This is a genomic window from Streptomyces sp. NBC_00887 (assembly GCF_045207585.1).
In genome coordinates, this window is the sequence record NZ_CP108788.1 from 2,172,447 (window position 1) to 2,185,752 (window position 13,306).

Consider the following 13,306-nt stretch of genomic DNA (forward strand, 5'->3'; position numbering starts at 1 on the left):
CCGTCCTAGGAGAGGTGTGCCCGCACCTCGGTGGCGGCCTCGTCGCCGTACGCCTTGGTGAAGCGGTCCATGAAGTGGGTGCGGCGCAGGGTGTACTCCTGGGTGCCGACCGTCTCGATGACCAGGGTCGCGAGCATGCAGCCGACCTGGGCGGCACGCTCCAGACCCACGCCCCACGCGAGGCCGGAGAGGAATCCGGCCCGGAAGGCGTCGCCGACGCCGGTGGGGTCGGCCTTCCGCTCCTCCTCGGCGCAGCCGACCTCGATCGGGTCCTGACCGGCCTGCTCGATGCGGACGCCGCGGGCGCCGAGGGTGGTGACGCGGTGGCCGACCCTGGAGAGGATCTCCTCGTCGCTCCATCCGGTCTTGGACTCGATGAGCCCCTTCTCGTACTCGTTGGAGAAGAGGTACGTGGCGCCGTCGAGGAGGATCCGGATGTCGTCGCCGTCCATCCGGGCGATCTGCTGCGAGAAGTCCGCGGCGAACGGAATGCTCCGCGAGCGGCACTCCTCCGTGTGACGGAGCATCGCCTCGGGGTCGTCGGCGCCGATGGAGACGAGGTCGAGGCCGCCGACGCGGTCGGCGACGCTCTTCAGCTCGATCAGCCGCGCCTCGCTCATCGCGCCGGTGTAGAAGGAGCCGATCTGGTTGTGGTCGGCGTCCGTCGTGCAGACGAAGCGGGCCGTGTGAAGGACCTCGGAGATCCGGACCGAGTCGGTGTCGACACCGTGCCGGTCGAGCCAGGCGCGGTATTCGTCGAAGTCGGCCCCGGCGGCGCCGACCAGGATCGGCCGGGCGCCGAGCATGCCCATACCGAAGGCGATGTTGGCGCCGACACCTCCGCGGCGCACGTCGAGGTTGTCGACCAGGAAGGAGAGCGAGACCGTGTGCAGCTGGTCCGCGACGAGCTGGTCGGCGAATCGGCCGGGGAAGGTCATCAGGTGGTCGGTGGCGATGGAGCCGGTGACTGCAATGCGCACGGGGAGGCTGCTCCTGCGGAAGTGCGGAGGGGACGCGTGAGCGCGCCCTCCGGGACGGCATGACAGTTCACGCTACCCGGTGGCGCCACCGGACCCTAAGGGGAAAACTACCCGATAGTAGGTCTTTCTACCTGAGCTCCACCGTGCGTACGGTGCGGATATGTCGAACAACATCGTTTCGCGTGAGTCCGAGATGAGCCTGGCCGAGCTGCGGGGTGACTGCGCACGGATGGCGCCCCACTGGGTCGTGCCCGTGAAGACTGTCACCGATCCGGTGGCACCGTCCTTGATCCACGGGGTCACGGTGCCGCCGTACTCGTCCCGCCTCATCGACGCCATGTCCGAGTACGGGGACTGACCGGGGCACGTGTCCGGTAGGGGCGGCTCCCCCGCGCACCGCGGTGGAACCGCACGCTCCCCTGCTCCGTCCCACCGTTGTCCCCACTCGGGGGACAGGCGTTGATCCAGTGGCGGCTATGCAGTCGAAGGAGCGATCCGGTGAGCACCGAGCAACCCGAGAATGACGTGACCGGCCCCCGGCGGCGGCGTTCACCGCTCGCGGTGGCCTCGGTGGCGGCAGCTGTGCTGATCGCCGGCGGCGGCGGCGCGTACTGGGCCTCGACCGCTGCGGGCGACGGCGGGGACGCGAGCAGCCCTGCCGCCGGTGACGGCTCTCCACCCCTGCTCTCCCTGGACACGTCGGCGGACAACCCGTCGGCGCCTCCGCAGGGCATCGCGCCGGGCGAGCCCGATCCCCATGGCGGCGGGACCGTCTACCGCGCCTCAGGAGACCTGCCCGACGGCCCCGGCAAGGCAGCCGTCCACCGTGCGACGGGGACGGTGACCTCGGCCGAGGTGGCGCGCCTGGCGAAGGCACTCGGGGTGCAGGGAACGCCGCGTGCCGAAGGCACCTCCTGGAAGGTGGGCGTCGACGGGGACGGGTCGGGACCGATCCTGCGGGTCACCGAGCAGGCTCCGGGCACCTGGACCTTCGCCCGGAACGGCCCCGCCGGCCCTGACGCGTGCGAGTCGGTCACGGTCTGCTCGAAGGACACGGCACCGGGGCCCGGCGCCGGCTCGCCGGTGAGCGAGAAGGCCGCCAAGGCCGCGGCTGTTCCGGTGCTCAAGGCCGGGGGGCAGGACGATGCCGCACTCGACGCGCGCCAGGTGATGGGCTCCGTACGGGTGGTGAATGCCGATCCGGTGGTCGGCGGGCTGCCGACCTACGGCTGGTCCACCGGTATCCAGGTGGGCGCCGGGGGCGAGGTCGTCGGCGGCAGCGGGCAGGTGAAGGGCCTGGCGAAGGGCGACACCTACCCGGTGATCGGTGCGGACGAGGCGCTGAAGCAGCTGAACGCGGAGAGCCGGCAGAACACGAAGCCGTCCGTCGGCGGCTGCGCGACGCCCGTACCGCTGGAGGGCGACCCGTCCTCGGCCGAGACCGGCTGCGCTTCGCGGAGCGGGGCGCCGGTGGCCACCACCGTGACGGTCGACAAGGCTGTTCTGGGACTCGCGGCGCAGTACGTGGACGGGGAGCAGACGCTCGTCCCGTCGTGGATCTTCTCCGTACGGCCCGAGGGGGGCGGCCCGGGAAGCACCGTCACCCAGGTCGCCGTGGACCCGGACCACCTGGCGAAGAAGAACGGCACGGAGCCGGCGCCCGAGCCGACGAAGGACCCGGGGACGGACCCGGGTGACGCGACCGGCAGCGGGCGCCAGATCATCTCGTACAGCGCCGACGGGCGGAAGCTGGACGTGACGTTCTGGGGCGGCGTCTGCAGTACGTACGCGGCACACGCCAAGGAGAGCGGGTCCACGGTCCGGGTGACGGTCACGGAGTCGAAGCCGGAGCCCGGGAAGGCCTGCATCATGATCGCCAAGGAACTGACCCGGACGGTGACGCTGGACGCACCGCTCGACGGCCGGAAGGTGCTCGACGCGTCGGGCGCGACGGTGCCGCGCGGCTGACCGCCGCACCGCACGCGGACGACAGCGGCGGCGCTCCCGGACTCCGGGAGCGCCGCCGCTGTCGTCATCAGGCTCAGCTGAAGGAGTCACCGCAGGCACAGGAGCCCGTGGCGTTCGGGTTGTCGATCGTGAAGCCCTGCTTCTCGATCGTGTCCACGAAGTCGACCGAGGCGCCGCCCAGGTACGGGGCGCTCATCCGGTCGGTGACAACCTTGACGCCGCCGAAGTCCTTCACTACGTCGCCGTCGAGCGAGCGCTCGTCGAAGAAGAGCTGGTAACGCAGGCCGGAGCAACCTCCGGGCTGAACGGCGACGCGCAGAGCGAGGTCGTCACGGCCCTCCTGCTCCAGCAGGGTCCTGACCTTGTCTGCGGCGGCGTCGGACAGGAGGATGCCGTCGCTCACGGTGGTGGTCTCGTCCGATACGGACATCTGCTTCTCTCCCGGGTTGTACGGAGTGCTTGCCGACGGTCCAACCATCGGGGCCTCGGATTCATTCCGGGCCGGGCGCTTGTCTGTTCCCTTCATGCTCGCACACCGCACCCTCGGCGGGATGCGTCACATCGACGCTATCGGCATCGTCAATCTGACGTGAACCGGTTATGATAGATAGCGTCAATTAGACGAAAAGGCTTGTTCGCAGAGTTCGCAGAAAAGAAAGGGTGCGTGTCGTGACCACCGCCCAGCCCCTGGATGTCCAGCCGACACCCCTCGCCCTGCTGCTGCTCGGCCGCGAGGCCGACCCGAGGAGTGAGCGCGGCGTCGAATGCCCCGGCGACCTGCCCTCCCCGTCCGACCCGGACCTCGTGGAGCGTGCTCGCGCAGCCAAGGAGAAGCTCGGGGACAAGGTCTTCGTCCTCGGACACCACTACCAGCGCGACGAGGTCATCCAGTTCGCGGACGTCACCGGCGACTCGTTCAAGCTCGCCCGGGACGCGGCGGCGCGGCCCGAGGCGGAGTACATCGTCTTCTGCGGCGTGCACTTCATGGCGGAGTCCGCGGACATCCTGACCGGTGACGACCAGAAGGTCGTCCTGCCGGACCTGGCCGCAGGCTGCTCGATGGCCGACATGGCCACCGCGGAGCAGGTCGCCGAGTGCTGGGACGTGCTGACGGAGGCGGGTGTCGCCGACCAGGTCGTGCCGGTCTCGTACATGAACTCCTCCGCCGACATCAAGGCCTTCACCGGCCGGCACGGCGGGACGATCTGCACCTCCTCCAACGCGAAGCGGGCGCTCGAGTGGGCCTTCGAGCAGGGTGAGAAGGTGCTCTTCCTGCCGGACCAGCACCTGGGGCGCAACACGGCCGTGCGGGACATGGGGATGACCCTGGAGGACTGCGTCCTCTACAACCCGCACAAGCCGAACGGCGGCCTCACCGCCGAGGAGCTGCGGAACGCGAAGATGATCCTGTGGCGCGGGCACTGCTCGGTGCACGGGCGCTTCTCGGTCGAGTCCGTCAACGACGTGCGGGAGCGGATCCCGGGTGTCAACGTGCTGGTCCACCCGGAGTGCAAGAACGAGGTCGTGGCGGCCGCGGACTACGTGGGCTCGACGGAGTACATCATCAAGGCCCTGGAGGCGGCCCCGGCCGGTTCGAAGTGGGCCATCGGTACGGAGCTGAACCTGGTGCGCCGCCTGGCGAACCGTTTCGCCGCGGAGGACAAGGAGATCGTCTTCCTCGACAAGACGGTGTGCTTCTGCTCGACGATGAACCGGATCGACCTGCCGCACCTGGTGTGGACGCTGGAGTCGCTGGCCGAGGGGAACCTCGTCAACCGGATCCAGGTCGACCCTGAGACGGAGAAGTACGCGAAGCTGGCGCTGGAGCGGATGCTGGCGCTGCCGTAGGGGGTGGCGGGGGCGGACCCGGCCGCGGCGGGAACGCCTGCCGACCCGGCCGCGCGGCCGTCACCCCGCATCACCCGACACAGGAAGGCCCCCGACGCCGTTGTGCGGCGTCGGGGGCCTTCCTGTGTCGCTACGAGGGCCGTCAGGCCTTCGCGGGCTCCGGCTCGTCGGAGGTGACGTCCTCCGGCGTCCCGGAGGCCGTGACGCCCGCCTTCGCCTCGCGCTTGGCCGCCTTCTTCTTGGCGCGGCGCTCCTTGCGGAGCTCGACCATCGCGTACAGCGTCGGCACCAGGAGCAGCGTCAGCAGCGTGGAGGTGATCAGACCGCCGATCACCACGACCGCCAGCGGCTGGGAGATGAACCCGCCCTCACCGGTGACGCCGAGCGCCATCGGGAGCAGGGCGAAGATCGTCGCCAGTGCCGTCATCAGGATCGGGCGCAGACGGTGGCGGCCGCCCTCGACGACTGCCTCGACGACGCCCATCCCCTGCGACCGGTACTGGTTGATCAGGTCGATCAGCACGATCGCGTTCGTCACCACGATGCCGATCAGCATCAGCATGCCGATCATCGCCGGGACGCCCATCGGCGTGCCGGTGATGACGAGGAGGCCGATGGCACCGGTCGCCGCGAACGGGATGGAGACCAGCAGGATCAGCGGCTGGATGAGCGACCGGAAGGTGGCCACCAGCAGCATGAAGACGATCGCGATGGCCGCCAGCATGGCGAGGCCCAGCTTCATGAACGCGTCTTCCTGGTCCTGGGAGACGCCGCCGATGGATGCGGTGGCGCCGTCCGGGAGGTCCAGGGCGTTGATCTTCGTCTGGAGCGAGGCGCTGACCGCGCCCGTGTTGTCGCCGGTCGGCTTGGCGGTGATCGTCGCCGCGCGCTGTCCGTCGATCCGGGTCATCGTGACCGGGCCGGGAACCAGCTTCACGTCGGCGATCCGGCCGAGCTCGACCGGGCCGAGCTTCAGGGCCTTCAGCTCGGCCATGGTGGTGGCCGGGCTGGACGACTTCACGATGACGTCACGCTCGGTGTCGTCCATGATCGCCTTGCCGGACGGGGTGCCGCGCACCGCACCGGCGACCGCCGCGCCGAGCGTGGCCTCGCTGAATCCGGCGTCCGCGGCCTTGTCGTTGGCCTTGACCGAGATGCGCGGAACGCTCTGCGCCAGGTCGCTCTGGACGTCGGTGACGTCGTCGAGCTTCGCGACCTCGGTCCGCACCGCTTCGGAGGCCTTCTTCAGGATGTCCGCGTCCGCGGCCTTCACCACGACGCTCAGGTCCTGGCTGCCGAAGCCGTCACCCGCGGCGATCGTCGTGTCGCCGATGCCGTCGAGCTTGCCGAGGGCCTCGTCGATCCGGTCCTGGGTGGCGTCGAAGTCCGCAGAGTTCTTCAGGGTGACCTGGTAGGAGGCCTGGTTGGCTCCCGTACCGCCGCCGAAGGCCGCCATCCAGCCGGAGGAGCCGACGGTGACCTGGTAGGCCTTGACGCCGTCGTCGGCCGCCAGGACCTTCTCGACCTTCTGCGCGGCGGCGTCGGCCGCCTCCAGGCTGGTGCCGGGGGTCAGCTCCTGCTTGATGGAGAGGACCTCCTGCTCACCCTGGTCGAAGAAGTTGGTCTTCAGCAGGGGCGCCATTCCGAAGGTGCCGAACAGCACCACGAAGGCGATGACGATGCTGGTGATACGGCGCCGTGTCGCGAAGCGCAGCACGGGGACGTAGAGCCGCTGGAGCCGGCTCGCGGCTTCCTTCTCCTCGGCCTTGCGGCGCGCCTCGTCCGGGTTCTCGGCGGTGCCCCTGGGGGCGCGCAGGAACCAGTACGAGAGGACCGGGACCACGGTCAGCGAGACCAGCAGGGAGGCGAGCAGGGCCGCGGTGACGGTCAGGGAGAACGAGCCGAAGAGCTGCCCCACCATGCCGCCCACCAGACCGATGGGCAGGAAGACCGCGACGGTGGTGAGCGTGGAGGAGGTGACCGCGCCGGCCACTTCCTTGACCGCGGTGATGATCGCCGAATGGCGCTCCTCGCCGTAGCCGAGGTGCCGCTTGATGTTCTCCAGGACCACGATCGAGTCGTCGACGACCCGGCCGATCGCGATCGTGAGGGCGCCGAGCGTGAGCATGTTCAGCGAGAGGTCGCGGGTCCAGAGCACGATCAGCGCGAGGACCACGGACAGCGGGATGGAGACCGCGGTGACCAGGGTCGAGCGGATCGACGCGAGGAAGACCAGGATCACGATGACCGCGAAGAGCAGTCCGAGCGCGCCCTCGGTGGTCAGGCCGGAGATCGCCTTGGAGACGGCCGGTCCCTGGTCCGAGACGACGGTCAGTTCCGCGCCGGAACCGAGGTCCTTGCGCAGGTCGGGGAGCTTGTCCTGGACGGCGTCCGAGATGGCGACGGCGCTGCCGTCCTTGTCCATCGTGGCCATCACGGCGAGGCTCGGCTTGCCGTTCGTACGGGTGATGGAGACCGCGGTGGAGGGCTCCTGCTTCACCGTGGCGATGTCGCCGACGCGGACCGGCTTCCCGGGCTTGCCGGTGGCGGGGTTCTGCGCGGAGACCTTCAGGTCCTCGATCTGCTTCAGCGACGTGAAGGAGCCGCCGACCTGGATCGTGCGGCTCTTGCCCGCCTCGGCGAAGGAACCGGCCGGGACCGTGGCACCGCCGGCCTGGAGGGCCTGGGCCAGCGAGCCGGCGTTCAGACCGGCGGCGGCGAGCTTCCTGTCGTCGGGGACGACGGAGACCTGGAGTTCCTGGACGCCGTCGACCGCGACCTGGCCGACGCCGTCGATGTCCTCGATGGCCGGGACGACCGTGCGGTCCAGCTGGTCGGCGAGCGCCTGCTGGTCCTTGTCGGACGTGACGGCGAGGACGACGGTCGGGATGTCGTCCGTCGACCCGGCGATGACCTGCGGGTCGACGTCCTCGGGCAGCTGGATGCGGGCACGGTTCACGGCCTGCTGGATGTCCGCGACGAGCTGCTTGGTGCCTTCGTCGCCGAAGTCGAAGCTCGCCATGATGACGGCGTTGCCCTCGCTGGCGGTCGAGGTGATGCCCTCGACGCCGTCGACGGCCTTGATGGCGTTCTCGAGGGGTTCTACGACCTGCTTCTCGACCACATCGGGGGACGCACCCTGGTAGGGGGCCAGCACCGACACCATCGGGAGTTCGATGGTGGGCAGCAGCTGCTGCTTGAGCTGCGGGATCGCGATCGCTCCGAAAACGAGCGCGACGATCGAGATCAGCCCGATAAGGGCCCGTTGCGCGAGGCTGAATCTGGACAGCCAGGACATGGGTGGGTCTCTCTTCTGTGGCTTACGCGGCAGATGGGCGGCTGCTCGGGGAGCAGAAAGGGGGACACAGCCCGCCCGTCTATACGATCGCCGATCCCGGGGAAGGATTCGTCGCCCCCCGGGTTGCATTCTTATGTCGCGCATACCGCAGGTGGAGTACGCCGGATCTCCACCCGTCACTCCGCCCTGGGACGCACCAGGCCCGATTCGTACGCAATAACAACCAATTGGGCCCGGTCCCGGGCGCCCAGCTTCGCCATGGCCCTGTTCACATGGGTCTTCACCGTGAGCGGGCTGACCGCGAGCCGCTCGGCGATCTCGTCGTTGGAGTGCCCGCCCGCGACCAGGACGAGCACCTCGCGCTCCCGCACCGTGAGCGCGCCGAGCCGCTCGGCGTACGCCGCGGCGTCCGGGCCCTCGCCCGCGCTGCCGCCCTGGGCGAGGAAGGTGGCGATGAGTCCCTTGGTCGCTGCCGGGGAGAGCAACGCCTCCCCGGCAGCGGCGATGCGGATGGCGTTGAGCAGCTCGTCCGGTTCGGCGCCCTTGCCGAGAAAGCCGGACGCACCCGCGCGCAGGGACTGCACCACGTACTCGTCCACCTCGAAGGTGGTCAGCATGACGACCCGTACACCCGCGAGATCCGGATCGGCGCTGATCATCCGGGTGGCGGCGAGCCCGTCGGTGCCGGGCATCCGGATGTCCATCAGCACCACGTCGGCGCGGGTCGAGCGGGCCAGTTCCACCGCCTGGGCGCCGTCCGCGGCCTCACCGACGACCTGCATGTCGGGCTCCGAGTCGACCAGCACCCGGAACGCGCTGCGCAGCAGCGCCTGGTCGTCGGCGAGCAGCACCTTGATCGGTGTCGTCATGGGCGTCCCCCCGTGCTGTCCGCCGTGCCCGGCCTCTCCGGCTCACCCGTGCGCGTCATGACGGGCAGGATCGCATGGACGCGGAATCCGCCGCCGTAACGGGGGCCCGCGGTGAGGGTGCCGCCGAGTGCGGTGACACGTTCGCGCATGCCGATGAGGCCGTGGCCGCCGCCGTCGCGCTCCCCGTACGGGTCCGTTCCGCCGTCCCCGGTCCCCGGCACGCCCCTGCCGTTGTCCAGCACCGTGATCTCCGCGGTGCTCCCGACCCGTACGACGCTCACCTCGGCCTTCGCGTCGGCACCCGCGTGCTTGCGCACGTTGGTGAGCGCCTCCTGGATGACCCGGTACGCCGCGAGGTCGACGGCCGCGGGCAACGGGCTGTCCCGGTCGGTGCAGGCCACCTCGACGGGGAGTCCCGCGTTGCGGAAGGTGTCGACGAGCTCGCCGAGGACCGCGAGGCCGGGTGCCGGCTCGGTGGGCGCCGCGGGGTCGCCGGACTGGCGCAGCAGGCCGACCGTGGTCCTGAGCTCGCCCAGTGCGGAGCGGCTGGCCTCACGGACATGGGCGAGCGCTTCCTTGGCCTGGTCCGGGCGCTTGTCCATGACGTGGGCGGCCACTCCGGCCTGGACGTTGACCAGGGCGATGTGGTGGGCGACGACGTCGTGCAGGTCCCGGGCGATCCGCAGCCGCTCCTCGGCGACCCGCCGGCGGGCCTCCTCCTCGCGGGTGCGCTCGGCGCGCTCGGCGCGTTCCCTGATCGCGTCGATGAACGCGCGTCTGCTGCGGACGGCGTCGCCGGCGGCCGCGGCCATGCCGGTCCAGGCGAAGACGCCGAGGTTCTCCTGGCTGTACCAGGGCGTCGAACCGACCACCATCGCCGCCACGGTCAGCACCGCCATCGTCAGCAGTCCGACCCGCCAGGTGGTGGGGCGGTCGGTGCGGGACGCGACGGTGAAGAGCGCGATGACCGCGCTCATCACCACGGGGGCGGGCGGGTCCATGAGGATGAACTCGGCGGTGGACAGCAGCCCGGTCACGGCGAGTACCGCCATGGGGTCGCGCCGCCGCAGCACGAGTGCCCCGGCGCCGAGGACCATGAGGAGCACGCTCGACGGTTCGGGGGTGCGGATGCCGAAGATCGGCCCGTGCCCCGGGTTCGGCTCCGCGAAGGACGCACAGATCATGCAGGCGAGCACGGCCAGGGCAAGCGCCGCGTCGAATGCCAGAGGATGGCCGCGCAGCCAGCGTCGGGCGCGCACGAACCCGGTTCCGAGGGTGGTCACGTCAAGCTACGGTACGGCGTGTCGCGCACTTTCCCGTCCCTGCGTGCGGATCCGACCACAGAACCGCCCCCGTGCCACTGTGCCCCGCGCCGGTGGGACCGGGCGGGGCACAGTGCGGGAGTGTGGAGTGAAGCGCTCGGGCCCTTCGTCCGGACCGTGCCGGGCCTCGCGGGCCCGGCGTGCTCCGAACGGAAGGCCCCAGGTCAGCCGGGGATCAGCCCGTCGTCGCTGAGCATGGCGCGCACTTCTTCGAGGGTCGCGTCAGGAGACGGCAGGATCAGCTCGGACGGCTCCAGGGAGTCGTCCGGCAGCGGCGAGCCGAGCTCGCGCACCTTGTCGAGGAGCGCGTGAAGAGTGCTGCGAAAGCCGGGGCCGTCGCCGCTCTCCATCTCTGCGAGCAGTACGTCGTCGAGCTTGTTCAGCTCGGCGACATGACTGTCGGCCAGTGCTACCTGGCCCTCCCCCATGATCCGTACGATCATGACGCCGCCCTTACTGCTTGTCGAACTTGTGCGGGGACTGCTGCGACTGCGGTGCCGAGTCCTGCGCACCGCCTTCGATGGCCTGCTGGGAAGAGGAGGAGCCGCCGGCCAGTTCGGCCTTCATGCGCTGCAGCTCCAGCTCTACATCCGTACCACCGGAGATCCGGTCCAGCTCGGCGGCGATGTCGTCCTTCGCCGTCCCTGTCGGGTCGTCCAGGGCACCGGAGGCCAGCAGCTCGTCGATGGCCCCGGCGCGCGCCTGCAGCTGCTGGGTCTTGTCCTCGGCCCGCTGGATCGCGAGGCCGACGTCACCCATCTCCTCGGAGATGCCGGAGAAGGCCTCACCGATCCGGGTCTGTGCCTGGGCCGCGGTGTAGGTGGCCTTGATCGTCTCCTTCTTCGTACGGAAGGCGTCGACCTTGGCCTGCAGTCGCTGGGCCGCGAGAGTGAGCTTCTCCTCCTCACCCTGCAGCGTCTGGTGCTGCGTCTCCAGGTCCGTGACCTGCTGCTGGAGGGCGGCGCGCCGGGACAGCGCCTCGCGGGCCAGGTCCTCGCGGCCGAGCGCGAGCGCCTTGCGGCCCTGGTCCTCCAGCTTCGACGACTGTCCCTGCAGCTGATTCAGCTGCAGCTCCAGCCGCTTGCGCGAGGTCGCCACATCGGCGACACCGCGGCGTACCTTCTGAAGCAGCTCCAGCTGCTTCTGGTACGAGTAATCGAGGGTCTCGCGCGGATCCTCGGCCCGGTCAAGGGCCTTGTTTGCCTTCGCGCGGAAGATCATTCCCATACGCTTCATGACACCGCTCATGGGCTTCGCGCGCCCCCTTCTGACGGACTGAGCTCCAGCACTCCAACAGAACCCACAGTACGGGCCCTGCCTCTATTACCGCACTGTTCGGGTACGGATGTGCTCCTACCCAAGAACGACTGCCACCTGCGACCACTCCCGCCCAGGGAGTAGAGGAACATCAGGGAAACCGGTGGCGACGTCCGTTCTGCCCCTGTCGGGACACCTTTCAGGACGCAGGCCGTTGCCGGATCGTTCCCGCCCGGTCCTGACTTGCCCGGACCGACCCCGTACCCTTGGGTTTTGTGTTCCGTAGCCGTTCCAAGGAAGAGAAGGCCCCCACCGACAAGGTGACGGCGGACCTCTCCAAGCAGCCCCGCGACCCTCAGGCTCCCAAGGGTCGCCCCACCCCTAAGCGCAACGAGGCCCAGACGCAGCGCCGACGTGCTTCGAGCGGCACGCCGACCGATCGCAAGGAGGCCACGAAGCGACAGCGCGAAGCGCGCCGCGCGGACCTGGCCAAGCAGCGTGAGGCGCTCGCGTCGGGTGACGAGCGTTATCTCCCCGCACGTGACAAGGGGCCCGTGCGGCGCTTCGTCCGTGACTTCGTGGACTCACGCTTCTGCATCGCGGAGTACTTCCTCCCGCTCGCAGTGGTCATCCTGATCCTCAGCGTGATCCAGATCCAGAACATCCAGAACATCTCGCTGCTGCTCTGGCTCGGCGTGATCGTGCTGATCGTGGTCGACTCCATCGGCCTCGCGTTCCGGCTCAAGAAGCAGCTCGCCGAGCGCTTCCCGGACACTCCCAAGCGCGGCGCCGTGGCCTACGGCCTGATGCGTACGCTCCAGATGCGCCGACTGCGGCTTCCGAAGCCGCAGGTCAAGCGGGGAGAGCGGCCCTGAGCACGGAGACCTCCGGCTTCACGGGGGTCTCTTCCCAATGGCTGGACGGGCTCGGCGGACTGCGCAACACGGTCCGCCAGGAGCTCGTCGCCCGGCAGCTGGACGAGCAGATAGCCGCGCGCTTCCCCGTGGGGAGGCGGCTGCGGGTGCTGGATGTCGGCATGGGCCAGGGCACGCAGGCGCTGCGGCTGGCCCGGGCCGGGCACTCGGTGACCGGTCTGGAGTCCGACGGCGAGATGCTCCGGACCGCCCGGGATGCCCTCGCGGGCGAGCCCGAGGGTATCCGGGAACGGGTGCGCCTCATCGAGGGCGACGGCCGCGACACCGGGGTGCACTTCCTGCCCGGCAGCTTCGACGTGGTGCTCTGCCACGGCGTCCTGATGTACGTCCCCGAGCCTGATCCGATGCTGGCGGGCCTGGCCCGGATGCTGGCGCCCGGCGGGCTCCTCTCGCTGCTCGTGCGGAACGCGGACGCGCTGGCGATGCGGCCCGGGACGGCGGGGGACTTCGGCGGGGCTCTCGCGGCATTCGACACCGATACGTACACCAACCGGCTCGGCCTCCTCGTGCGGGCAGACCGGCTCGACGCCCTGACGTCCACGCTCGCCGGGATCGCCGCGCCGCTGCACGCCTGGTACGGCGTGCGGGTCTTCACCGACAACGTGAGCAACGACGACGAGCTGCCCGACGCCCAGGAGCTGGAGCGGGTGCTGGCCGCGGAGGACCGGGCGGGGCGGACCGATCCGTACCGCAGGGTGGCGGCGCTGCTCCACCTGTGCGGGGTGCGCGGCTGAGGGCTGTCCCTCGAGGAGCTCGGCGGGCCACCGGTCCGTACGTCTGATCGGCCCATCAGCACATGCCCTGTCCTGGGCCCCTGGCGATACTCCGG

12 protein-coding genes are annotated in these 13,306 nt (G+C 70.0%); 5 read left to right on the forward strand and 7 right to left on the reverse strand.

What is annotated here, in order from left to right:
* Positions 1-5: 5 nt before the first annotated feature.
* Positions 6-980: a carbohydrate kinase family protein gene (locus OG844_RS09910; protein WP_351181624.1), complete on the reverse strand. Its 975-nt coding sequence runs from the start codon at positions 978-980 to the stop codon at positions 6-8.
* A gap of 160 nt (positions 981-1,140) precedes the next feature.
* Here OG844_RS09910 and OG844_RS09915 point away from each other — a divergent pair, with 160 nt between their 5' ends.
* Positions 1,141-1,338 carry a hypothetical protein gene (locus OG844_RS09915; RefSeq protein ID WP_406389522.1) on the forward strand — a complete coding sequence of 66 codons (198 nt, stop codon included), beginning with the start codon at positions 1,141-1,143 and terminating at the stop codon, positions 1,336-1,338.
* Positions 1,339-1,478: 140 nt separating this feature from the next.
* Positions 1,479-2,948 (forward strand): hypothetical protein, encoded by a 1,470-nt coding sequence (locus tag OG844_RS09920; RefSeq protein WP_406389523.1) that lies wholly within the window; start codon positions 1,479-1,481, stop codon positions 2,946-2,948.
* Between the two features lie 73 nt (positions 2,949-3,021).
* Here OG844_RS09920 and OG844_RS09925 read toward each other — a convergent pair whose 3' ends face one another.
* Positions 3,022-3,378 (reverse strand): iron-sulfur cluster assembly accessory protein, encoded by a 357-nt coding sequence (locus tag OG844_RS09925; RefSeq protein WP_056784314.1) that lies wholly within the window; start codon positions 3,376-3,378, stop codon positions 3,022-3,024.
* 230 nt (positions 3,379-3,608) lie between these two features.
* Here OG844_RS09925 and nadA point away from each other — a divergent pair, with 230 nt between their 5' ends.
* Entirely contained in the window at positions 3,609-4,796 is a 1,188-nt protein-coding gene (nadA, locus tag OG844_RS09930; protein ID WP_383173422.1) for a quinolinate synthase NadA, read from the forward strand.
* A 142-nt stretch (positions 4,797-4,938) separates the two neighbouring features.
* Here nadA and OG844_RS09935 read toward each other — a convergent pair whose 3' ends face one another.
* From OG844_RS09935 to OG844_RS09955, 5 genes are all read right to left on the reverse strand, one after another.
* Positions 4,939-8,094, reverse strand: coding sequence for an efflux RND transporter permease subunit (locus OG844_RS09935; protein ID WP_406389524.1), 3,156 nt, complete (start codon positions 8,092-8,094; stop codon positions 4,939-4,941).
* 176 nt (positions 8,095-8,270) lie between these two features.
* Entirely contained in the window at positions 8,271-8,963 is a 693-nt protein-coding gene (locus OG844_RS09940; RefSeq protein WP_406389525.1) for a response regulator, read from the reverse strand.
* On the reverse strand, positions 8,960-10,246 hold the full coding sequence (locus OG844_RS09945; RefSeq protein ID WP_406389526.1) for a histidine kinase: 1,287 nt from the start codon (positions 10,244-10,246) through the stop codon (positions 8,960-8,962). Before OG844_RS09945 ends, OG844_RS09940 begins: the two co-directional genes overlap by 4 nt.
* 203 nt (positions 10,247-10,449) lie before the next feature.
* On the reverse strand, positions 10,450-10,728 hold the full coding sequence (gene pspAA, locus OG844_RS09950) for a PspA-associated protein PspAA (RefSeq protein WP_406389527.1): 279 nt from the start codon (positions 10,726-10,728) through the stop codon (positions 10,450-10,452).
* A gap of 10 nt (positions 10,729-10,738) precedes the next feature.
* Positions 10,739-11,521 carry a PspA/IM30 family protein gene (locus OG844_RS09955; protein ID WP_351173641.1) on the reverse strand — a complete coding sequence of 261 codons (783 nt, stop codon included), beginning with the start codon at positions 11,519-11,521 and terminating at the stop codon, positions 10,739-10,741.
* Between the two features lie 296 nt (positions 11,522-11,817).
* Between OG844_RS09955 and OG844_RS09960 the strand changes: the two genes are divergently transcribed.
* Complete coding sequence (locus tag OG844_RS09960) at positions 11,818-12,417, forward strand: DUF3043 domain-containing protein (protein WP_383173436.1); 600 nt, start codon at positions 11,818-11,820, stop codon at positions 12,415-12,417.
* A 59-nt stretch (positions 12,418-12,476) separates the two neighbouring features.
* On the forward strand, positions 12,477-13,211 hold the full coding sequence (locus OG844_RS09965) for a class I SAM-dependent methyltransferase (protein ID WP_406396068.1): 735 nt from the start codon (positions 12,477-12,479) through the stop codon (positions 13,209-13,211).
* The last annotated feature ends 95 nt before the right edge of the window (positions 13,212-13,306 follow it).

Bases quoted from the DNA above. Each gene is read 5' to 3' on its own strand.
- OG844_RS09915 (WP_406389522.1), top strand. From the start codon at position 1,141: ATGTCGAACAACATCGTTTCGCGTGAGTCCGAGATGAGCCTGGCCGAG.
- OG844_RS09925 (WP_056784314.1), bottom strand. From the start codon at position 3,378: ATGTCCGTATCGGACGAGACCACCACCGTGAGCGACGGCATCCTCCTG.
- OG844_RS09935 (WP_406389524.1), bottom strand. From the start codon at position 8,094: ATGTCCTGGCTGTCCAGATTCAGCCTCGCGCAACGGGCCCTTATCGGG.
- OG844_RS09940 (WP_406389525.1), bottom strand. From the start codon at position 8,963: ATGACGACACCGATCAAGGTGCTGCTCGCCGACGACCAGGCGCTGCTG.
- pspAA (WP_406389527.1), bottom strand. From the start codon at position 10,728: ATGATCGTACGGATCATGGGGGAGGGCCAGGTAGCACTGGCCGACAGT.
- OG844_RS09955 (WP_351173641.1), bottom strand. From the start codon at position 11,521: ATGAAGCGTATGGGAATGATCTTCCGCGCGAAGGCAAACAAGGCCCTT.